Raw genomic sequence first — 21,440 nt, 5'->3', positions numbered from 1 at the left:
GAGTCCCGTGCAATACAGAACTCAGGCCTCGGCTACCCGCTAGAATTTAACCGTCCAACTTCGTGGGGTCAGTTCACTCGCGTGGGGTTTTTCGTTTCTGGCGCTCAGCGCAGGCCGACTTCCCTGGCCCGCGCGACGTTGCATGAGGCGTGTTCCGTGAAGACCACGCGGTTCTGATTGTTGTAATAAACCGAATACCGGTCGACGCCATGCTTCTTGAAGGCGTATTCGGTGCACTGCGAATGCCACGGCCCCCAGTTGCCATCGGGCGGCCCGAGATGATCTTCGACATCCGCCCGCGTCATGCCGATCTTCACGCGGCTCATGTATTCCGTCGGATCGGGTTCCGGGATGAAGGCCGAACACCCGTTCAGGCCGATCAGGGCCATCACCAGACACGCTTTCGATTTGAGCATCGCTTCAGCCTTCGCAAAAGGACTGAAACTATCGGCATCGGACGCGCGGGGCAATCGACCTAGTCTGAAAGTGCGCGCGAGCGCCGTCGCGCCAGTTCCGCGACGCCGATGCACGCCGCCAGCCACGCGCCGCCCGACGCGAATCCGCCGATCACATCGCCGGGAAAATGCACGCCGATCACGATGCGGCTCGTCCCGATCGCCAGCACGATGAAGCACGCCAGCGCGACGATGAGCGGGTCCCGGCGCGTCGGCGCGAGCCTGAGCAGCACGTAGGCGCACATGCCGTAGCAGACGATCGACCCGAACGTATGGCCGCTCGGAAACGCGAAGCTTTCGGGCAGCGGCACTGTGGAGCCGGTGGGGCGGTCGCGGCGCATCATCGCCTTGAGGGCCTGGTTGAGCAGGCCGCCCGCGCTCGTGACCGCCGCGAGGTACACGGCGAGGCCGAAGCGGCGCGTCAGGATGAGCGCCGCGCACATGAGCGCGCACAGCAGCGTGAGGAACCACGGATCGCCGAGATGCGTGAGGCCGGCCAGCCACCGCGCGGCGAGCGCGGGCGTGCCGTCGCGCACGGCGTCGAGCACGCGCTGATCCGCCGATGAAAACGCCGTGCCGTGCGCGATGCGCATCGCAATTGCGATGAACACGCCCGCGCCGATCGCGACCGGCACGCACGCCGCGAGCGCCACCGCGGTCGATGAAACCGGGGTCCGCCGCACGCGCGCGGCCCAGGCCCAGGCACACGCCGCGATCGAGGGAACGACGAAAAGCATGATCGCGATGATCGCGGCCGCATGGCGTTGCGCGAGCGCCGTGTATTCCATGATGTCCTGTTGCTCCCGAATGGGCCGGCGTTCGCGCGAACTCAGGACGCTATCGCGCTGTCCTCGGTTTCGAGCGGTCGTTCCCAGCCGAATGCCTGCACGCGCGCGACGGGTTTGTCCACGACCAGCACGCCGCAGATTCCGCCGGGCATCGGTAGTGTAAGGGCGTGCCAGTGCGGCGGGGCGGCGCGTCCTTGCGCCTGGCCGCGTTGCGCGCGCGTTCTGCCGATGCGCGCTGCCTCGTCCCACATGTCCTGTCTGGCGGCCGCGTCGTGGGCGCCCGCCGTTTCGACGGTCACGCCGAGCCCTATTCTCGCCGATGCCACCGCGATCACGATCCAGATGCCCGAATACGCGACATCGACATGAAGCGCGCCCTCGACAAGCGGATGCGTGACGACAATGCGTTCGTCGGGTTGATCGTCCACGCTCACCTCGTGCGGCTCGCAATTCAGCATGTGCGAGAGCACGAGGCGCAGCGTCGCGCGCGCGACGCCGAAGCGCCGGCCCAGCGCGGAATTCGGATGCAGCCGCGCGCGTTTGCGCTCCGCCGGGCTGAGCCAGTTGCCGATATTCGAGGCCGACGCGAAGCGGAACTCCGACGGCACGAGCCAGAGACAGACCTCGCCGGGCGCGGGCGGTTCGTGGATCTGCACGCGGGATTTGGCGAGATCGTAGTAGCGCCACGGGGCGTCGGTGATGCGCGGCAAGGGTGGGCGGTGAGTGGCGGACATTCGCACGGCGGAGGGGGCGGCGCGGGCAGGCGCCGGAATGCTCCGCATTCAGGGATGAACTCGTATTCTCGGCATTCGTACCTTATGGGACGCTTAGCTGGCTGCATTTTTGAGGAGAATCGATGGAAAAGAATCTCTTCATCGGCGAAGGCTTCGAAGGGCCGGGCGTGAATCTCGCCCGCATCAACGTGCGAGAGGTGCCGAAGTTGTAATCTATTGTGTCTTCAAGTCATTCTGAGCCGAACATGAACGTATCTGAACGCCTTGCACAAGCGGGCCTCAAATTGCCGCCGCCCATCAACCCGCTCGGCTCCTATCGAACGGTCTCCATTTCGGGCAGTCAACTCTATGTCTCCGGTCTGGGACCCTTCGAGGATGGCAAGCCGATCGTCGGAATAGTCGGCGGGGATATGTCTCTGGAAAAGGCGCAGCACGCGGCACGTCTGACGATGCTCATGATCTTGGCTTGCGTCGATCAGGCATGCGGGCTCGACAACGTCGAGAGATGCAGCCGACTGACAGTCTATGTACGTGCCGAACAGTCGTTCATCCAGCACCCGCAAGTAGCCAATGGCGCCAGTGACCTCTTGCTGACATTGTTCGGGCAGGACAAGCTTCCGGCTCGAAGCGCGCTGGGCGTGCATACGTTGCCGATGGGCATCCCGGTTGAGATCGACAGCATCTTCGAATTGAAGCGATGAAGATGGGCCGATTCACGCGATAACCCGCGCCGCGCGAGGCGGGCGCCGATGCGCGCCCACATCTCTGCCGCGCATCGGTAGTCCCGTTCAAGGTCGGTTCAGCCGCTTCAGTCGTCCGGCGTGGAGCGACGGTCGGGATTCATCGAATTGCGGATGGCGAAGAAGCTCTAGCGTGCGCACTCTGCGCCGGTTGACTTGCCACTGACTCCGTGACTATTCTCGCTTCACATGAAAGCGTCGCGGCGAGAAGACCGCGCTCAGGAGACTCAGTTGCGTTTCGACCTACAATCGCTGAAGCTGTTTATCGCCGTCTGTGAGCACGGCAGCATCACGCGGGCAGCAGAATTCGAGAATATCGCTCCTTCGGCTCTCAGCAAGCGCATGTCACAGCTTGAGGACCTCCTCAAGACCGCTCTGTTTGTGCGCAGCAACAAGGGCCTGGAACTGACAGTCGCGGCGGCAGCACTGCTGCAACACGCCCGCACGCTTCTGCGCGACATTCAATATATGGAGAGCGAGCTGCTCGATCACGCCGAGGGCGTGCGCGGTCAGATCCGGCTACACGCCAGCCTCTCGACCATCGTGCAGTACATTGCCAAGGATATCCGCGTGTTTCTGGACGGACATCCCGGTCTGCGCATCGACCTGCAAGAGAGCCTGAGCCCCGCGGTCGTTCGCGCCGTGGCCGAAAACACCGCGGATATCGGCGTGTTCGGCGGCACCACGGTCACCGCTGGGCTGCAGGTCTATCCCTACCGCAGCGACCGGCTAGTCGTCATCATGCCGCCCGATCATCCACTCAGCCGTGCTGGCCGAGTGAGGTTTCGCGAGGTGGCCGAGTATCCGCTCGTAGGGCCTCAGGAAGGCAGCTATCTGAATTCGCTGGTGTTGCGCGCGGCGGCAGACCTTGACCACCCGCTCAAGCTTTCCATCCGGGTCAATGGTTTCGAGCCGGTACGCAGCATGGTCGAGGCGCGGCTCGGTGTCGGGCTGGTGCCCGAGCATCATGCCGAACGGTACGTCAGCTCTGCTCCCCTGGTCGCCGTATTGCTGGACGAACCTTGGGCCGAGCGGCATTGGAAAATCTGCGTGCGCGAGGCGGAGTCGCTCCCCGCGCCCGTCCAGCTCTTTCTCACGCATCTGCTTGCAAGTGCACAGCAGCAAGCCAGTCACGAATAGGCGAGCTTCAACCCCGCTTGCGGCCAGGACAACGCACCCAGACGTCCGGTGCCGGACATCGTGACAAATGCTGTCTTCATATCGGCGCCGCCGAAGCAGATGTTCGTCACCATGCCGTCCGGCACCGTGACTTGCCGCATCACCTCGCCAGACGGCGCGACCACGGTAATACAGCCGGTGACCAACGTGGCCACGCAGATATTTCCTTGCACGTCCACTGCCAGACTATCGAATCGCTGGTAACCCGGAAGCCCGCACACGAGACGCCCGCCGTGCGGGGAGGGATAAGGATGCTTGCGTGCCCTGCCAGGCGCCTCCAGATCGAAAGCCCATAAGCGCGCCGTCTCAGTCTCAGCCACATAGACGACGCGGTCGTCCGGCGACAACCCGACACCGTTCGCTGTGGTAAGCGGATAAGCGACTTCGACAATCATCGACCCGTCGGCTCGACCGTAATAGAGACCGGCGTGATCGCGATCGCGCAGACGGTTCTTGCCAAAATCGGTGAAATAAAAGCCGCCTTCGTGATCGAAGACGATGTCGTTAGGGCCGCACAGCGGATGATCGCCACAACGGTCGTAGAGCGTCGTCAGCGTACCCGTACGCGGGTCGAACCGTTCGATGCGGCCACTCGTATAGCTTGGATGAATACCGGGTCGAGTGCGATTGAGTCCGGCAACGGTACGGAAAAGGAACCCCCCGTTGTTGCAGATGTAGAAGGCACCATCCGGGCCTAAAGCCAGACCGTTCGGCCCTCCGCCTATTTCCGCAAGGACGCTCACCGTACCGTCCACGGATACGCGACTGATGGTCTCACGCTCGATTTCGACCAGCACGATCGAGCCATCAGACATCGCGACCGGTCCCTCGGGGAACATCAAGCCTTCCGCCAGGATGCGGACGTCGCTCTCCATGTTTATTCTCCTCAGTTCAGCGCTTGTCCGCATTCTCGACGAAATGGTTGTCGTATGTGGCCTTCAGGTCGATCGAGGCTTTGCCAATCTCGGGATCGAATGCGGTTAAAACATCGTGTACGGTATGCGCGGCAGCGTCCGTCATCAGGCCATCGCGTGAAATGCAGCTTTGCATGTTGGCGTAGGCACGAGCGAAGACATCCTTCTCGGCTAGCGCATATTGCGGCGGCACGGCGGCGGCGACCTGCTCAGGCGTTGCGTGCGCCATCCAGCGCTCAGCCTCGAGGATCGCATTCGTTACCGCTTGCACGGTGTTCGGATACTTGACGAGAAAGTCTTTGCTTGTGTAGATGGCAGCTTCCGGATAGTCGCCGCCCAGTGTCGCGCGCGTACCGGCCGGGTCTCGCATCACGGCCAACGGAAACAAATCGCCGCTGTCCTGCAGAACGGTGGCGACCGGGTCGTTGCTCATCAACGCGTCGATCTGACCACTGCGTGCTGCGGCGATCGCGCCGGCAGATGAGCCCACACCTATGATGGACACGTCGCTGGGCTTTACGCCAGACTTGCTCAGCAGATAGTTCACGCCCATGTGAAAACTCGATCCGGGCGAGCTCACGCCGATGCGCATGCCCTTGAGGTCCGCATAAGTCTTGACCTTGGCGTGGCTCGCGCGGGTCGCACCAAATACCCAGCCGGGACACGACGCCAAGGTCACGAACGAGACCAGCTTCTGCCCTTTGGCGGCCATGGTTATCGTGTTGGAATAGGCACCCGCCACGATGTCGGCGCTGCCGCCCATCATTGCCTGGAGTGCCTTGGCGCCTCCGCTGAACACGCCGATCTCGACATCCAACCCGGCCTGTTTGAAGTATCCCCGACTGTCTGCAATGACGAACGGCAGGTAAGGAAAACCGACACCCGCCGCCGCCAGATGAAGCTTGGGCTTTTCCGGCACAGGCGCGCCGCTGGCGGCCGACGCATTCGAGACGGCGGCGAAGGTTGCCAATGCGATAGAAACTTGACGCCAAAGCGCTGCCACGATGGTTTGTCTCCGTTGAAATGTCTCTTGCGCGACCGTGTCGTGAAGCGTTCAACCCTGCACGACGTTCTGCCGCTGCTGCCCGAGGCCCTCGATGCCCAGCGTCACGATATCGCCCGGCTTCAGGTAGACCGGAGGTTTTTGCCCCAGGCCGACGCCGGGCGGAGTGCCCGTGGAAATAATGTCGCCCGGCTGCAATGACATGAACTGCGACAGGTATGACACCAGGTAGCGCACGCCATACACCATGGTGACCGTACTGCCGTTCTGATAGCGATGCCCGTTGACTTCCAGCCACATCGGCAGCGTCTGCGGGTCGGGAACCTCGTCTGCGGTAACGAGCCAGGGCCCGGTCGGACCGAACGTATCCGCCGACTTGCCCTTGGTCCATTGGCCCTGACGCTCGGCCTGGAACGCGCGCTCGGACACATCGTTGATGACGCAATAGCCCGCAACATGGTTCATGGCATCGGCTTCGCTGACGTACTTGGCTGTCTTTCCGATAACCACGCCCAATTCCACTTCCCAGTCGGTCTTGAGCGAGTCGCGCGGAATCTCGATCGAGTCGTTCGGACCCACGATCGCGCTCGTAGCCTTCATGAAGATGATGGGCTCCGGCGGGACCGTGGCACCGGTTTCCGCTGCGTGGTCAGAGTAATTCAAGCCAATGCAGATAAACTTGCGGGTGCCACCCACGCAGGAGCCCAGGCGCGGACTGCCTCCCACGCGCGGTAACGACGCGGCATCCAGCGCCTTCAGGCGTGCGAGGCTATCCGGGACCAGAGCGTCGCCGGCAATGTCGGCAACATGCTTCGACAAGTCCCGGATATTTCCCTCGGCATCGAGTAGGCCCGGCTTCTCCTGGCCCGGTGAACCGTAGCGCAACAGCTTCATATAGGTATGCTCGCTTCAATAGGTGGCGCGTCCGCCAGAGAGGTCGAAAACCGCTCCGGTGGTGAAGGAGTTTTCTTCGCTGGCGAGCCAGGCAATCATGGCGGCGGCCTCATTGAGTTCGAGGAATCGGCCGCGCGGAATCTTGCCCAACATGTACTCGATATGCTCGGGCGCCTGCTCCATCGCGCCAGGTGTGCGCGCGACGGCAGGGGTCACGCAATTGACCGCAATGTCGTGACGCGCCAGCTCCTTTCCCAGTGACTTGGTCATGGCGATGACCGCAGCCTTGGCCGAGCTGTAGGCCGCCGCATTCGGGTTACCTTCTTTGCCAGCGACCGAGGCAAGATTGACGATGCGGCCATAGTTCTGGCGGACCATTTCCGGGACCACGGCACGGCAGCAGTGAAAGGTGCCATTCACGTCGATATCCATCACCTGCTTCCAGATATCGATCGGATAATCGATCAGTGGCGCATTCGGGCCAACGATCGCCGCGTTGTTGACCAGGATTTCGATACGCCCCATCGATTTCAAAGTGCCCGCCACAGCCGCTTGCACGCTCGCGTAGTCGGCAATATCGACGCGCTCGAAGTGAACGTCGTGCTCGCTCAATTGGGCACGGGCCTGCTCGATGCCGGCAGGATTGACGTCCCAGACGACTAGCCGGGCACCTGATTCGAGCAGCCGCCGGCCGACTTCCAGACCGATGCCTTGCGCGCCGCCAGTCACGACGGCGACGCGGTCCGTCAGATTGATTTTGTTCGTCTGCAATTTAGTTCCTCACGGTTGAATCACCCATGCCATGTACTCGCGCTCAGGCGCTGGCGGCAACGGTCTGCCCGGCCACGGGGCGCCAGCGCAGCAGGTAGTCTTCGATCATCGATACGGCTGTATCGAGCACGAGAGCGAACACGGTCAGCACCAGGATCCCCGCGATGACCGAGTTGATATCGAACACGCCTTCAGCCAGCAAAATCAGGTAGCCAACGCCTTTCTCCGAGCCTAGATACTCGCCCACCACGCTGCCGACGAAGGCGATGCCGATTGCGTTATGCAGGCTCGAAAACACCCAGCTCGTCGCCGACGGCAAATACACGTGCCTCATCAGCTGACGCGAGTTGGCGCCGAGCATCCGCGTGTTGGACAGCACTGTCGGGCTCACTTCACGGACGCCTTGAAACACGTTGAAGAAGACCACGAAGAAGACGAGCGTCACGCCCAAAGCGACTTTCGACCAGATGCCCAGTCCGAACCAGAGCGCGAAAATGGGCGCAAAGATCAATCGCGGCATCGAGTTCATTGCTTTGATAAACGGATCGAATACGACCGCGAGGAACGGGCTGAGTGCAAGCCAAAGGCCACATCCCAACCCAAGAACCGTACCAATTGCGAACGCAAGCAGGGTCTCGACCAGGGTCGTATACAAATGGCGAAAGACCGAGCCCGTGACGAACCATTCGACAATGCGACGAGCCACACCTATCGGATCTCCAAAGAAGAACGGAGAGAGCCACTTCTGGTAGGTGCCGAGCCACCAAAGGAACAGGACACCGAACAAAATTGCCAGCCGCGTCACCAGAACAGTGAAACTATTGTTTGGACTAAACTCGATTGCGCGCATAGCTTTTCAGGACCTCGCCTCGAAGCACGTCCCAGATTTGGGTGTGCAGTTGAAGGAAACGCTGCGTCATCCGGATCTCCGACATTTCGCGCGGCCGCTCGAGATCGATCTCGAACTCGGCGATCGGTCGCGTCCCGGGTCCCGCCGACAGCACGATGACCCGGTCGGAAAGCGAGATAGCCTCTTCTAAATCGTGAGTCACGAACATCACGGACTTGCGGTCGTTCGACCACAGTCGCAACAGCTCGTTTTCCATGAGGTGGCGGGTCTGGATATCGAGCGCGCTGAACGGTTCGTCCATCAGGATGATGCGGGGATTGAGCGCCAGGGCTTGCGCGAGACCGGCCCGCTTGCGCATGCCGCCAGACATCTGATGCGGGTATTTCTTCCCATGCCCTTGCAGCCCCACTCGCTCAAGCCATCCACGGGCGACACCCAGCGCTTCTTCGCGCGGCATTCCGCGAAAAATCAGGCCGATAGCAATGTTCTCTTCGGCTGTCTTCCATGGCATGAGCGCATCCACCTGGAACAGGTAGGCAGCCTGTGTGTTCAGACCATGGGTTAGTTTCTTGCCGAACACGCTCAGGCTACCCGACGAAGGCCGGGTCAGGCCGGCGGCCACGTTCAGCAGTGTCGACTTACCGCAACCAGTGGGGCCGACAATCGAGACGAACTCTCCGTCCCTTATCGTCAAAGTTCCGCCGGAAACTGCGGTGTAGGTCTGAGCGCGCTTGCCATTGCCGGCGAACGTGCAGGTCACGTTGTCGAAACGTAACGCTTCACGCACTTCGGCTTGTTGGCGGTCGACTGGGACGCTATAGGCTGCGGTGCTCATGGCTGGACCTCCGCCGCCGCCTTTCTGACGAATCGATTGTCATAGGTCGTGGCGAGGTCAATCTTGGCCGATGCTACCGCAGGGTCGAAGGCCGCAAGCACCTCATGCACCGTCTGTGCGCCTTTGGGGGTGATCTCTCCGTTCTGCGCAATGCAGCGGCGGCTGTTCGTGAAGGCCTCGGCATAGAGCGCCTTGTTATCCCCCAAAAACTGTGGCGGCACGTTGTCCGCAACTTGTTGCGGCGTGGCCTTGGCTATCCACTTTTCCGCGCGCACGATAGCATTGGCGACTGCCTGGACTGTCTTGGGATTCTTTTCGATGAAGTCCTGCGTCGCGAATACGCTCGACTCGGGATAGTCCGAGCCGAACACCTTCACGTTGCCGTCCGCCGTACGCATGTTCTCGAGCGGTCTCAGGCTACCATCCTTCGTCAGAATCGTGGCACTTGGATCATTGACGATGAGCGCATCGATCTGCCCGGCACGCACCGCTGCAACGGCACCGGCCGCCTGCCCCACGCCAATGATCGATACGTCCGAAGGCTGCAGGCCCGCCTTGTGCAGGATATAGTTGACCGCCATGTGCGTGCTGGAGCCTGGCGCGCTCACGCCGATTCGCATGCCCTTCAAATCCTTGGGCGACTTGACGTCTGTCTCGTGTTTCTGAGAAACGCCAAAGATCCAGCCCGGGCAAATCACTTGTGCGGCCACCACGACGAGGTGTTGACCCTTCGTCGCCATGGTGATCGTGTTCGAATAGGCGCCCGCCACCATATCGGAGCTGCCGCCTAACAAGGCCTCCAGAGTCTTTGAGCCACCGGAAAATGCGGCGATGGTTACGTCCAGCCCTTCGTCCTTGAAATAACCGCGCTGCTTGGCAACGAGCATGGGCAGGTATGTGATGCCAGTCGACGCCGCTGCAATGTGCAATTCGGGCTTCTCCGGCGTGTCCTTCGCCACTGCCGTGGCTGATGCGCAAACGAGTTCCAAGGCTGCGCACATTGCAACAGCGAGTTTCAGCTTCATGGTTGTCTCCTCCCTTTCTAGGGATGTTGGTGCGAACAACTGCCTTGGACGGACTGGCACTTCGTGATCGGGACGCCGAGATGCCAGCCGACCCAAGGCGCGATCCGCCCTAAACGACTTCTTTGCGCAGGGCTTCGACCACTGCGTCACCCATGTCACGGGTGCCGACGCTTCGGGTGCCTTCCTGGTAGATGTCGGCGGTGCGGTAGCCGGCGGACAGCACGGTTCGCACTGCCCGTTCGACGCGGCCCGCAGCGTCCTCCATCTCGAAGCTTTCGCGCAACATCATCGCGAGCGACAAGATGGCGGCAAGCGGATTAGCGATGTCCTTGCCCGCGATATCCGGTGCCGAGCCATGCACCGGCTCGTACAGCCCTTTGCGGTCGTACCCTAGCGAAGCCGAGGGCAGCATGCCGATCGATCCAGTCAACATGGCCGCGGCGTCCGACAGAATATCGCCGAACAGATTGCCCGTAACGATCACATCGAACTGCTTGGGCCGGCGCATCAGCATCATGGCAGCGGCGTCCACGAAGAGATGGCTCAGTTCGACGTCCGGGTAGTCTCGCCCCACGCGCGTGACCGTTTCGCGCCACAACTGACTCGCTTCCAGCACGTTGGCCTTGTCCACCGAGCACAGCTTGTGGTGACGGCGACGCGCCGCTCGAAACGCCGCGTGCGCGACGCGTTCAACCTCTGACTCGGAATAACGCATCGTGTTGAAGCCCACGCGCTGCCCTGCTGCGTTGGTTTCAAAGCCGCGCGGCTGACCGAAATAGGCATCGCCGTTCAGCTCACGAACGATGACGATGTCCAGTCCGTCAACGACTTCCGGCCGCAGAGTCGAAGCGCCAATCAATTCCGGGAACATATAGGCCGGACGGAAGTTTGCGTACAGCGTGAGCGCTTCGCGCAGTTGCAACAGACCCGTTCCGGGTCGACGCTCGCGGGGAATCTCTGCCTCGTCAGCTACGCCTACCGCACCAAACAGGATGGCGTCGGCCTTGCGCGCCACGTCAAGCGTAGGCGCCGGAAGCGGCACGCCGTGCGCCTGGATTCCGGCCTCGCCGATGTGCGCCTCTTGAGTCTCGGCTTGAGGTGCCACGACTTGCAGCACTTTGAGAGCCTGTGCCACTACTTCCGGACCGATACCATCACCGGGCATGACTGCAATCTTCATCTGAACTCCTCCAGGGTCGTTTTAGAAAGCGCGCGCCTCAATATGCGTCGGCACGGTTGCGCTCGAATGCATCAATGCGGTCTCGATGCGAAAGCGTGTAATCGATCTCGTCCATGCCACGCAGCAGGCACTCCTTGGCGAAGGGCTCCATCTCGAACGCATGCGAGGTGCCGTCGGGTAATGTCACAGTCTGGGCAGGCACATCGACGGAGATTCGGCTACCCGCCTCGCTGGTCAAACTTTCCAGAAGCGGAAGAACCACGGTCTCCGGCAGCACGATGGGAAGCAGCCCGTTCTTCAGGCAGTTGATGAAGAAGATATCGCCGAAGCTCGGGGCAATCACCGCCCGGATTCCGTAGTCGTACAGCGCCCAGACAGCGTGCTCACGCGAAGAGCCGCACCCGAAGTTGTGGTTCGCCACCACGATGCGCGAGTCGCGATACGGCACCTGGTTAAGCACGAACTCAGGCTTTTCGGCGCCGTCTGCGCCAAAGCGCAGCGCACGAAAAAGGAACTGACCGAAATCGTCGGAGCGGGGTTTTTGCAGGAAGCGCGCCGGCAGAATCTGATCGGTATCGCAATTGATGACGACGATCGGGGCTGCGACTGCGTCGAGGTGAGTCAGGCTTTCCATCTCATGCTCCCAGGAGGCGGCGCACATCGATCAGGCGCCCTGTCACGGCAGCGGCAGCCGCCATGGCCGGACTCATCAGATGCGTACGCACGCCCGGCCCTTGACGGCCCACGAAATTGCGATTGGATGTGGAGGCGCAACGCTGTCCAGGCGCGGCGATATCGCCGTTGGTTGCAAGGCACATCGAGCAGCCTGGGAAACGCCACTGGAAACCGGCTTCCTTGAATACGCGGTCCAGTCCTTCGGCCTCAGCCTGCGCTCGTACCTCATGCGAGCCCGGCACCACCCATGCCTCGACGCCAGATGCGATATGGCGGCCCCGCGCGACCTCGGCCGCGCTGCGCATATCCTCGATGCGCCCGTTCGTGCACGAACCGATGAACACCCGGTCGATCGCCACGCCTTCCAGCGCCTCGTTCGGGGCCAAACCCATGTAGTCGAGCGCCCTCGACATCGCGGCGCGCAGATCGGGGTCCGCCTGCAACGCGGGATCGGGGACGCGCCGGTCGATGGCGCAGGCGTACTCCGGTGTCGTGCCCCAGGTCACCATCGGGGCGATCCCGGCAACATCGATACGCACCTCCCGGTCGAAGGTCGCGTCGGCGTCCGTGAACAACTTGCGCCAGTGCGCCATCGCGCGATCCCACCGCTCGCCCTTGGGAGCGTAGGGACGCCGCGCCAGATACGCGAAAGTGGTGTCGTCTGGCGCGATCATGCCGGCGCGGCCACCGGCCTCGATGGTCATGTTGCACAGCGTCAACCGCCCTTCCATCGAGAGACCCGCGATGGCGGAGCCTGCGTACTCGATGACGTGGCCCGCAGCGCCAGCCACGCCGATTCGCGCGATCACGGCGAGGATCAGATCTTTGGCGGTGACACCCGGGCCCGGCGTGCCATCGAGAGTGACGCGCATGTTGCTCGACTTGCGTTGCCACAGGCATTGCGTGGCGAGCACATGAGCCACCTCGGTTGCGCCGATACCGAACGCGAGCGCGCCCATTGCACCGTGTGTCGAAGTGTGACTGTCGGCACAGACGACGGTCATGCCGGGCAAACTCAAACCCTGCTCGGGCCCGACTACATGGACGATGCCGCGACGCGAATCGTCCATGTCGAACAAGGTGATGCTCGACTCGGCTGCGTCACGCTGCAGGGCCTCGATCATGGCGCGCCGCTCGGGGTCGGTCACCGCCGACATGTCGTTTGCTGCGCTGGAAACGTAGTGGTCCGCCGTACCGAAGATTCGCTCGGGCGAGCGTGGCTTGATCCCGCGCTGGCGCAACAGATCGAAGGATTGCGCGGTGACGTCATGAATGAAATGCCGGTCGATGTACAGCAGGTCCTGCCCGTCGTTGCGCGACATCACCCGGTGACTTTTCCAGATCTTGTCGTAAAGAGTCTGTGGATCACCCACCCCTTGTTCGAGTTGCATCGCTTCGTCTCACTCCGTCAATGCGCCGTTCGGGAAGGCACGCCTTCGTTCGGCGAGTCAATGTTGTGCGAGCATCATGCGCCAGACGGGCGGCGCTGTACCTGCTCTTTGGGAAAGGCACCATCGTCAAACGCGATGACGAAGCAACACCCCCGCCGGTGATTTTGAGCCGCTCGGATCGTCGAGGCCGCTCGGCTCGCGATTCGAATCGAATGCGATCAATGACACCTCGTCGGGTAGTGTCGTGCCTGGCTGGGTGCGACTCGATGAACGGCTACATCGACTGATGGGGTACAGGAATCGGCATTGCGCCGGTTCATCGGGAGAAGTCGTTGGCCGAGTATTTTCAAATGAATCATTCGGGACGCGACCGTCCGGACGAGCTCGAACGGTCTATCGTGCATCGAGTCGCGGATGCGCAAGCTGGCGAAAAAAAACCGGGCTCGTTCGCCCTTTTACTGTCTCGACGCGCACGACTTTGTCTCCGCGCACTTTTTTCTGATTAGCATGGCGTAACGCGGATGATTGCGTTACGAACTGAGCAGTAAAGGAAATTTTGACGCCGCAAACATAACGGCTCCATGCTTACAATGTAGATGCAGTGCCGCAGGTCACGACTGCCGGTTTGCGCATTTTTTCTCGTACGCGCGGTTGACCGGTGTTCTTTGCGTTTCTCCTCCAGTCTTACTATTTTCACCTGAGGAAAAGAAATGAAATCCACGAACATCTTCCTTGCCGCGGCAATTTCCATCGGCGCGATGATCGCGACCGTGCCCGTGGTTAATGCGCAAGAGACAGGCGCAGCGACTTCTTCGAAATCATCCGGCAGAGCAGCAAACCGGCAACTCGCGAAGCAGGTTCAGACCACGCTGTACAAGCAAAAGGGTTTGGAGTCGGCCGATATTCACGCTGTCGCTCGCAGCGGCAAGGTTACGCTGGTCGGGATGGCGCCCGATCAGAAGCAGATAGATCTCGCGGGGAAGATAGCCGAAGGCGTACCCGGCGTGTCGTCGGTAACCAACAATCTGACGCTGGACGAAGCCGGGCATTGAAACCGGCTTCAACGCCAGCTTATCGCACGCACATTACCGCTTCGTGAACGGCGCAGGCTTTGCCAGCATCAAGAAGGAAGAACTCGCGATGCAGTTTTCCGCCTGAACGCGGTAGTGAAGCGTATGCAATCCGATGACTATCGCGCGCCAGCCAAGCCCGCGATAGCCTGCTGCACTTCCACCTGCGTGCGCCGCCAGTCCGTCGGCGTCAGCTCATTTGCCGCTGGCGCCGTTCGAATCGACGTTGTCAGAATCTGTACTTAAGCCGGACCTGACCGCCATTCTCAACCTCGTGCGCGGCAACGACCCCGTCGTATTCCAGACGCACATCGAGGCGCTTGGCCGTATACACCTCCACCCCGGCGGAGAACTTGCCTGCGACGTGTGCATTGCTGAGCGTATTGGTGAAGCTGCCGTAATCCGGGGCAGCGGCAAAGGACGCATTGGTCGTGTAGGTATTGCCTGCAATGAAGCTGACTCCGGCGCCGACATAGGCGTCGACTGTCGCTGACCCGATCTGCGCACGCGTCCCGATTCGCAGATTCGGCGTGCCGGTCGCAATGACGCTGTTCGCGTTCTTCACCTTCAGGTTCAGTGCACCCGCACCGCTCTCCGTGTAGCCTGGGAGATTGACATCGTTCAGATCGGCGTCGAGCGCCGGCTCCAGGTAGAAGCGGTCGAACGGGATCTGGTAGGCCGCGCGCAAGTGCATTCCGAGCGTGAATGAATCGGGCGAGGCGGTCGCCACCGCATTGGCGGTCGGGATGACGCGCGAGCTGTTCATCCAGCCGTAGCTGGCGTCCGCCGCACCGGTGAAAGTCCACGGCCCAACCTCGTGCTTCAGCGCGACGACTCCAAGAAGCGCATTGCCGTTGGCGCTCGTCAGGTTGTCGTTGCCGGTGAAGCGGTCGGTCTCGTAGCCAATGGCGCCACCGAGGAACCAGCCGGGCTGCAGTTCGAGCTGACCGCCGACCTTCATCGTCGTACCTTGCCAGCCGAAGCCCGGGAAGGACGCGTCGGCGCTGCGATTTTCCCACATGCCCGAGGCGCGGAACCACACGCAGGAACCCTGCTTTCTCACGGTGGTGTCGTCATCGGCGAACACCGGGCAACTGAAGACGGAGCGGGCGAACGCCTGGCTCGCCTGGTAGCGCGCCGCTGCGATGCCGAGCAGTTCCTGGCCGGAGACGGCGGTCAGCGTCTGCGCATAGCCCTGCGTGCTACCGACGCTACCGAAGGCTCCGAAGATGGGTGCAAAGGCGGGATCGGCACTGTTCCACAGCCGGTCCAGGTTGGCTGCGACGCTCTGCTGTGTGGCCGAAGTACCATTGCTCGCGCCCACGAAATCCGCATCGGTCTTGATCGCGACGGTGTTGCCCTGCATCACTGGCGTGAAGCGGTAGACCGGCGTCGAGGTACCCGCGAGCGTCGCAGCGGGCTGGATTCCGCCGGCCGCCGTCAGCACGGTGCTCGTACTCTTCAGATAAGTCACCGGGTCGACCTGCACCTTGCCCGCAAGCGAGGCGGTACCCGTGATGTTGAGCATATCCGATCGTTTGTTGGCCGGATCGATCTGGACGTTCAGCGCGCCAGTCGGGCTCTGCACGAGATTGCCGGTGAGCACCGGCTTGCCGGTCGACCCGGCGCCGCCGACTTTGAGCGTGCCTGCGTTGTTCACCGTGCCGCCTCCCACGTTCAGCGTGTCGGGTGTGGCAATCACGCCGCCGGCCAGATTGTTGACGACACTGCTGGCGCTACCAACGTCGATGTCGCCGGTGATAGTGCCGGAGTTGTTGACCGTGGTGCCGACGGGCCCGCCCCCGTACACCGTGGGGTACGCCAGGATCGCGTATTTGCCTAAGGTCTGGATGGTGCCCTGGTTGGTGACGACGTTGTTATTGCCCCCAAGCAGACGGATTGCGGCAGCATCGCGATACTCCGGGTCCTGCCCCACTATCTTGCCCGTCGGGAAATTGGGATCGGTCGTGCCGCCCATGACTTTCGAGCCGGGCGCCAGGTTGATCGAGATGCGCCCGGCTGTCTGGCCGTCGCTCTGCGCCAGGATGCCGGCGGAGCCGACGCCCGTCGCCATGACCGTGTCGTTATTCCTGACGTTGACGAAGACCGGGCCGCCCGCGCCCGCGCCACCCGCGCTGCCCTCTCCCATCACATTCGGCAAGTTGACTGCGTTGAAGTTGGAGACCACCAGACCACCGCCGCCGCCGATCGATTGCGCGAAGATCGCTGGCGCGTACCGGCCGGTCGTCGCGACCTTCCCGCCGTTTGCCACGATGACGTTGACGGTGCCGCCATTGCCGCTGTTGGCAAATACCGCGCCGTTCGTGGCGCCACCGTAGCCCTGTGGGGCGGACGGGTCGCCGGCAAAGCCTCCGCCACCGCCGACCGATTGTGCGACGATCCCATACGCACCGTCACCGCTGGTGGCGACAGTGTTATTGGTGTCGACGACAAGAACGTTGCCGCCATCGCCCTTCGCGCTACCGGCGCCGGAGTTCGTGTTCGCGATCTGTCCGCCCACCACGAACCCGCCCCCGCCGCCGATCGACTGCGCGACGATACCGTGCGCGTCGAGTCCGCTCGTCGTCACGTTGCCTTCCGTGTTGACAGTGACGTCGCCGCCCTTTCCCGAACTGCCGTTCTGACCGCCGAAGCTCAATGTCACCCCGTAGACGTCGGCGAGCCGTCCCTGAGGATTCACGATGATTTTGGAGGGATCGAACGTCTCATCGCTGCTCGCGGTCGTCACGACGCCGCCGCCGCCGCCGATGCTTTGCGCGAAGATGCCGACGCCGTGTTTGCCAAGTGTCGTGACCGTGCCGTTGTTGTTGACGCTCACGGTGCCGCCATTCCCGGCGCTTCCGCCATTGCCGCCCACGGCGACCGACAGGCTTTTCAGCGAACCGCTGATCGCCCCCGACATCGCGCCGTTGCCGCCACCGCCGCCTACGCTCTGCGCGTACACGCCAAACGCTTCCACCCCCTGCGTCTCGACTGTGCCATTCGCATTCTGCACGACACTCACCGCACCGCCAGAGCCGGCCGCGCCGCCGCTGCCGCCCACCGCGACCGCGGCCTGCACTTTCGAATCATTGTTCGACTTGCCGACCGAACTCGCCGCGCCACCGCTGCCGCCGCCGCCGCCAACGCTCTGCGCGAAGATGCCGTGGGATTGCGCGCCATAGGTGCCGATCGCGCCGGTGTTGCTGGTGTTCACCGCGCCGCCCTGGCCACCCGCGCCGCCGCTGCCGCCGACCGACACGCCAACGCTGATCTGTGACACGGCGCCCAGAACTTTCGATACCCCATCCGGCTGCGTGAGGAGCTTCTCCAGATCGCCATAAGTCGCCTTGATTTTTTCGCCGACCACTCCGACCTGCAGGATGTTGTTGCCCAGGTTCTGCACATCCTGGTTGAGGCCGAGGCCCTGACCCAGAATGCCAAACAGGGTCTGGGCGTTGGAGATCGTGTCGAGGCCGCCGCTGCCGCCCGCGGCCGCCGCGCCCTTGCCGCCTTTGCCCCCGCCGCCGCCGACGCTTTGCGCGAAGATGCCGGTCGAGGCCGCGCCGCGGGTGACGATGTTGCCATTGTTCGTCGTCGTCACCGAGTTGCCGTCGCCGCCGACACCACCCTTGCCGCCGACACCCACGGCGATAGCATCCTTGCCGCCGCTGGCCGCAGCAGTACCACCGCCGCCTGCGCCGCCGCCGCCGCCCACGCTCTGGGCGAACACGGCATCGGCGCCGTCGCCGCGAGTCGCGATCGAACCGTCGTTGGTCAGGCCGACCGTGCCGCCCGTCCCCCCCGTTCCACCCGTTCCACCCACCGCGATTGACGCGCTGAAGCTGGCTTTGGCGTTAGCCGCCGTTGCGGAGGCATCGCCCGTGCCACCATTGCCGCCGCCACCGCCGATTGACTGTGCGAACACGCCGTGGGCGTCCTGGCCCAGCGTGGCGATCACCCCGGAGTTTTCCAGCTTGACGGCGCCGCCCGTGCCGCCCGTGCCGCCGCTGCCGCCGAGAGCCACGGAGACCGACAGGGCCGCACCTTTGGCAGGCGACGCGGAGTAGGACGCGGCGGTTGCGTCGCCGCCCGTACCACCGCCGCCACCGACGGATTGCGCGAAAACGCCCGTCGCGCTGTCGCCCGCTGTGGTGATCAGACCGGAGTTATCGAGCGCGACATTGCCGCCGGTGTTGCCGGTCCCGCCAGCGCCGCCGATCGCGACGCTGACACTGATTGCAGGAATGTTGGGGCTGCCCGATGCGGCAACGGCACGCGCCGTGGCGCTGCCGCCGGAGCCGCCGCCGCCGCCGATGCTTTGCAGCACGACACCTTCGGCATCCGAACCATATGTAACAACCTGCCCCGTGTTGGTCAGCGAAACCGCGCCAGCCGCGCCGCCTCCGCCGCCTTGTCCGCCAATGGCAACCGAGCTCGACAGGGGGCCGCCGACCGTGAACGCTGTAGCGTTGCCGCCATTGCCGCCGCCGCCGCCGATCGACTGGGCCTTGATACCGGCCGCGTGGTCGCCGTGAGTCGTGACGAGTGCGCCGTTGTCGACAGTGACCTGGCCACCCGAGCCGCCACCGTGGGCATCCCCGCCGATCACCATGGTGATCAGCCCGCCGCCTGTCGACGTCGCGCTGCCGGCGTTGCCGCCGGAGCCGCCGATGCTTTGCGCGAGTATCCCGGCGCCACCGCTCGGGTCGAGGCTGCCAAATACGCTGTTCTGGCCCAGCATGAGTTTCACCGCGCCGCCGTTGCCGCCCTGGCCGCCGTTGCCGCCGATCTCGAAACCCGCACCAACGGTGACGCCGCTGGCGTCGCCGCCGCTTCCGCCGCCACCGCCGATGCTCTGGGCGATCAGCGGGATGCTGCCTTCGCCCGATGCGCTGCCGGTCGTGACAAAGGCGTGGTCCGAGTTCACCGTGACTGCACCGCCATCGCCGCCCGCGGCACCTGCCCCGCCCGTGCCGGACAGCACGAAGCTGACACTACCGCCATTGCCCCCGCCGCCGCCGATACTCTGCACCAGGGCGCCATGCGTATATGGGCCGTTCGTTTTGATTGTCGCCGTGTTCGTCGCGTCTCCAAGGGCCAGCGAAGCGCTCCCGCCGGCGCCTGCCTTACCACCATTGCCGCCTTCACCCACGGTAGTGCCCTGGGCGCCGTCACCGACGCCGCCGGCGCCTCCATTGGCCTGCACCAGCACCCCCTCGCCCCCGATCAACCCGGCAGCAGACTGCCCTGCCGGAACATTCGCGGTGTAATCGATGGAGCCAAGGACGGTGGCGTCCGCGCTGCCCGCATTCCCGCCGTTGCCGCCCGCACCACCCTCATTGCGGATGTTGCCGTCGATGGCAGTGCCACCTTCCCCGCCCGCTCCGCCATTCGCCGTGGCGGTTACGCCGCTGCCCGGCTGATTCCGACTGTTCACCGGTTGCATCTGATCGGAGAAAACGATCTGGCCGCCGCTGCCGAGTTCCGCGCTGGCTGTGCCGCCGATTCCTCCGTTGCCGCCGGTCCCGCCAAAACTGCCGCTTCCACCGAACGCGCCACCAGCGTTGCCGCCCTTACCGCCATCGGCGTCAGCCTGCATCGGAAAGATCTGGCCTATAGGGGTGCTGGCGGTCAGACTGCCATTCTGATATGCAAGTGTCGCGGTACCGCCGGCTCCGCCATCGCCGCCCTTGCCTCCATGGCCTTCCACGAGAAGATCACCCGGAGTGGGCGAGTCACCACCTTCCCCGCCGGCCCCGCCCAGGGCGGACGCTCGAAGGCCGACACCATAGAACTGAATATTGCCTGAGGCGTTGAGCGCTGCCTGACCACCCCGCCCCCCTGCTCCCCCGTTGCCGCCATAGAGCGGCTGTCTGCCCTGGGCGTTGGACACGGCACCCGCTCCGCCGGTACCACCAATTGCTTCCACGCCGAGCGCGACTTCCGGTAGGACACCTTTCGAGTCGGGACCAACCGTGCCGCTGAACTGCACGGAGACCGCGCCGCCATTGCCACCCGCTCCGCCGTCTCCCGTGTGGGCGGAGCCATTGTCGTCATACCCGCCCTGTCCGCCGGCACCGCCGTCACCACCGTTGACGGACCATCCCGCTCCCATCGTGGGGCTGATGATGGTCGGCGCGAAGCCCCCCTTCACCGCAATTCCGCTGTTGACGCTGTTAAAGGAACCACCCGACTGACCAGCGAAGCCATCCTGGCCATCTCCGTTCCAAGAGCCGTCGTCAGCGCCTTTGCATCCCCTTTGCCCCGAGGCGTTCAGGTAATACTGGGGCAGCGGCGCTGCGCCAAACGACTGATTGGAGAAGTTGGTCTGTGCCGGCGCAGCAGGCGGCGCGGGGTTGGCGCTGCTGTTGCACTGGGCGCGTGCCGCGACCGGAACCAGCAGCGTAGCAAGCGACGCCACGGCCGAGGCCAACGCTACCACCGTCCGACGTTTGGTTCCGCAGCCATCGTCTACAAAAAGCGCCGACGTCGCTGTCCGCGCGGACTCACAATTCGATGAACGCTTGAATATGTACACGATCTTCCCCAAACTGGTTGCAGTCTTTTTTTAAAAAAGACATCGAATTTGTCTGCGAGTCGCGCAGAGACTGGTTTTGCTAGCGATCCATAGCGATCGGATAAAGTCCGATTTCTGGACGCTACGAATGACCGGAAGTCGGCACTGGCAAGTGACCCCTACGAAATTGAGTCGCGTGCAGTGTGATTAATCTTTAAATTTCGTCAAAATGTGCGGGCAGAGGCTTTCTAACTTAATACGGGCTGTCGGAAATGAGCTGACCCGCATTCTCAAATTCGGTAAATATCGATGAGAAGACATCAGGCCGAGGCACCCAATGCGCATTTGAAAAAACCTCAATCACTTGCGCTTAGTCTGGATAGTGCTCGTGGTGAATTAGAAATCGATTAGTAGGA

17 protein-coding genes and 1 pseudogene are annotated in these 21,440 nt (G+C 62.9%); 4 read left to right on the top strand and 14 right to left on the bottom strand.

Annotated elements, in window-relative coordinates:
* Window positions 1-104: 104 nt before the first annotated feature.
* From bamE to AWB80_RS26760, 3 genes are read right to left on the bottom strand one after another with little or no spacing between them, the layout of a single operon-like run.
* On the bottom strand, window positions 105-416 hold the full coding sequence (gene bamE / locus AWB80_RS26770) for an outer membrane protein assembly factor BamE domain-containing protein (RefSeq protein WP_061177686.1): 312 nt from the start codon (window positions 414-416) through the stop codon (window positions 105-107).
* A gap of 59 nt (window positions 417-475) precedes the next feature.
* Window positions 476-1,243 (bottom strand): phosphatase PAP2 family protein, encoded by a 768-nt coding sequence (locus AWB80_RS26765; RefSeq protein ID WP_061177685.1) that lies wholly within the window; start codon window positions 1,241-1,243, stop codon window positions 476-478.
* A gap of 41 nt (window positions 1,244-1,284) precedes the next feature.
* The gene (locus tag AWB80_RS26760) at window positions 1,285-1,977 is read right to left on the bottom strand and encodes a 4'-phosphopantetheinyl transferase family protein (protein ID WP_087131627.1); all 693 of its coding nucleotides are present in this window, start codon (window positions 1,975-1,977) and stop codon (window positions 1,285-1,287) included.
* A 122-nt stretch (window positions 1,978-2,099) separates the two neighbouring features.
* Here AWB80_RS26760 and AWB80_RS45610 point away from each other — a divergent pair.
* The 3 genes and pseudogenes from AWB80_RS45610 to AWB80_RS26750 form a co-directional block, all read left to right on the top strand.
* Window positions 2,100-2,183 (top strand): annotated as a pseudogene (locus AWB80_RS45610) (formaldehyde-activating enzyme); the annotation flags it as partial.
* Window positions 2,184-2,222: 39 nt separating this feature from the next.
* Window positions 2,223-2,678 (top strand): RidA family protein, encoded by a 456-nt coding sequence (locus AWB80_RS26755; RefSeq protein WP_061177683.1) that lies wholly within the window; start codon window positions 2,223-2,225, stop codon window positions 2,676-2,678.
* A 270-nt stretch (window positions 2,679-2,948) separates the two neighbouring features.
* Entirely contained in the window at window positions 2,949-3,857 is a 909-nt protein-coding gene (locus tag AWB80_RS26750; protein ID WP_061177699.1) for a LysR substrate-binding domain-containing protein, read from the top strand.
* Here the strand turns inward: AWB80_RS26750 and AWB80_RS26745 are convergent.
* The 10 genes from AWB80_RS26745 to leuC form a co-directional block, all read right to left on the bottom strand.
* Window positions 3,848-4,771, bottom strand: coding sequence for an SMP-30/gluconolactonase/LRE family protein (locus AWB80_RS26745; protein WP_061177682.1), 924 nt, complete (start codon window positions 4,769-4,771; stop codon window positions 3,848-3,850). The two genes, AWB80_RS26750 and AWB80_RS26745, sit on opposite strands and share 10 nt — an antisense overlap.
* Window positions 4,772-4,787: 16 nt before the next feature.
* On the bottom strand, window positions 4,788-5,813 hold the full coding sequence (locus AWB80_RS26740) for an ABC transporter substrate-binding protein (protein WP_061177681.1): 1,026 nt from the start codon (window positions 5,811-5,813) through the stop codon (window positions 4,788-4,790).
* Between the two features lie 51 nt (window positions 5,814-5,864).
* Entirely contained in the window at window positions 5,865-6,707 is an 843-nt protein-coding gene (locus tag AWB80_RS26735) for a fumarylacetoacetate hydrolase family protein (protein WP_061177680.1), read from the bottom strand.
* 15 nt (window positions 6,708-6,722) lie between these two features.
* A complete protein-coding gene (locus tag AWB80_RS26730) occupies window positions 6,723-7,478 on the bottom strand; it encodes an SDR family NAD(P)-dependent oxidoreductase (protein WP_061177679.1) in 756 nt (251 codons plus the stop codon).
* Between the two features lie 43 nt (window positions 7,479-7,521).
* The gene (locus AWB80_RS26725; RefSeq protein ID WP_061177678.1) at window positions 7,522-8,328 is read right to left on the bottom strand and encodes an ABC transporter permease; all 807 of its coding nucleotides are present in this window, start codon (window positions 8,326-8,328) and stop codon (window positions 7,522-7,524) included.
* The gene (locus tag AWB80_RS26720; protein WP_061177677.1) at window positions 8,309-9,163 is read right to left on the bottom strand and encodes an ABC transporter ATP-binding protein; all 855 of its coding nucleotides are present in this window, start codon (window positions 9,161-9,163) and stop codon (window positions 8,309-8,311) included. The genes AWB80_RS26725 and AWB80_RS26720 overlap by 20 nt, the downstream gene beginning before the upstream one ends.
* The gene (locus AWB80_RS26715) at window positions 9,160-10,188 is read right to left on the bottom strand and encodes an ABC transporter substrate-binding protein (RefSeq protein WP_061177676.1); all 1,029 of its coding nucleotides are present in this window, start codon (window positions 10,186-10,188) and stop codon (window positions 9,160-9,162) included. The genes AWB80_RS26720 and AWB80_RS26715 overlap by 4 nt, the downstream gene beginning before the upstream one ends.
* Before the next feature lie 109 nt (window positions 10,189-10,297).
* Window positions 10,298-11,368, bottom strand: a complete 1,071-nt coding sequence (leuB, locus tag AWB80_RS26710; RefSeq protein WP_061177675.1) for a 3-isopropylmalate dehydrogenase — start codon at window positions 11,366-11,368, stop codon at window positions 10,298-10,300.
* Between the two features lie 37 nt (window positions 11,369-11,405).
* The gene (gene leuD / locus AWB80_RS26705; protein WP_061177674.1) at window positions 11,406-12,002 is read right to left on the bottom strand and encodes a 3-isopropylmalate dehydratase small subunit; all 597 of its coding nucleotides are present in this window, start codon (window positions 12,000-12,002) and stop codon (window positions 11,406-11,408) included.
* Window position 12,003: 1 nt separating this feature from the next.
* Window positions 12,004-13,434 (bottom strand): 3-isopropylmalate dehydratase large subunit, encoded by a 1,431-nt coding sequence (leuC, locus tag AWB80_RS26700; protein ID WP_061177673.1) that lies wholly within the window; start codon window positions 13,432-13,434, stop codon window positions 12,004-12,006.
* 710 nt (window positions 13,435-14,144) lie between these two features.
* Between leuC and AWB80_RS26695 the strand changes: the two genes are divergently transcribed.
* On the top strand, window positions 14,145-14,486 hold the full coding sequence (locus tag AWB80_RS26695) for a BON domain-containing protein (RefSeq protein WP_061177672.1): 342 nt from the start codon (window positions 14,145-14,147) through the stop codon (window positions 14,484-14,486).
* A gap of 247 nt (window positions 14,487-14,733) precedes the next feature.
* Here the strand turns inward: AWB80_RS26695 and AWB80_RS26690 are convergent, their stop codons facing one another.
* Window positions 14,734-20,949 (bottom strand): autotransporter outer membrane beta-barrel domain-containing protein, encoded by a 6,216-nt coding sequence (locus AWB80_RS26690; RefSeq protein ID WP_244206750.1) that lies wholly within the window; start codon window positions 20,947-20,949, stop codon window positions 14,734-14,736.
* Between the last annotated feature and the right edge of the window lie 491 nt (window positions 20,950-21,440).

The organism is Caballeronia pedi (assembly GCF_001544915.2).
Taxonomy (GTDB): Bacteria; Pseudomonadota; Gammaproteobacteria; order Burkholderiales; family Burkholderiaceae; genus Caballeronia; species Caballeronia pedi.
The sequence above is the reverse complement of the archived record's forward strand: the minus strand, read 5'-3'. Positions and strand labels throughout refer to the sequence as shown.

Bases quoted from the DNA above. Each gene is read 5' to 3' on its own strand.
- bamE (WP_061177686.1), bottom strand. From the start codon at position 416: ATGCTCAAATCGAAAGCGTGTCTGGTGATGGCCCTGATCGGCCTGAAC.
- AWB80_RS26765 (WP_061177685.1), bottom strand. From the start codon at position 1,243: ATGGAATACACGGCGCTCGCGCAACGCCATGCGGCCGCGATCATCGCG.
- AWB80_RS26760 (WP_087131627.1), bottom strand. From the start codon at position 1,977: ATGTCCGCCACTCACCGCCCACCCTTGCCGCGCATCACCGACGCCCCG.
- AWB80_RS26755 (WP_061177683.1), top strand. From the start codon at position 2,223: ATGAACGTATCTGAACGCCTTGCACAAGCGGGCCTCAAATTGCCGCCG.
- AWB80_RS26745 (WP_061177682.1), bottom strand. From the start codon at position 4,771: ATGGAGAGCGACGTCCGCATCCTGGCGGAAGGCTTGATGTTCCCCGAG.
- AWB80_RS26735 (WP_061177680.1), bottom strand. From the start codon at position 6,707: ATGAAGCTGTTGCGCTACGGTTCACCGGGCCAGGAGAAGCCGGGCCTA.
- AWB80_RS26725 (WP_061177678.1), bottom strand. From the start codon at position 8,328: ATGCGCGCAATCGAGTTTAGTCCAAACAATAGTTTCACTGTTCTGGTG.
- AWB80_RS26720 (WP_061177677.1), bottom strand. From the start codon at position 9,163: ATGAGCACCGCAGCCTATAGCGTCCCAGTCGACCGCCAACAAGCCGAA.
- AWB80_RS26715 (WP_061177676.1), bottom strand. From the start codon at position 10,188: ATGAAGCTGAAACTCGCTGTTGCAATGTGCGCAGCCTTGGAACTCGTT.
- leuB (WP_061177675.1), bottom strand. From the start codon at position 11,368: ATGAAGATTGCAGTCATGCCCGGTGATGGTATCGGTCCGGAAGTAGTG.
- leuD (WP_061177674.1), bottom strand. From the start codon at position 12,002: ATGGAAAGCCTGACTCACCTCGACGCAGTCGCAGCCCCGATCGTCGTC.
- leuC (WP_061177673.1), bottom strand. From the start codon at position 13,434: ATGCAACTCGAACAAGGGGTGGGTGATCCACAGACTCTTTACGACAAG.
- AWB80_RS26695 (WP_061177672.1), top strand. From the start codon at position 14,145: ATGAAATCCACGAACATCTTCCTTGCCGCGGCAATTTCCATCGGCGCG.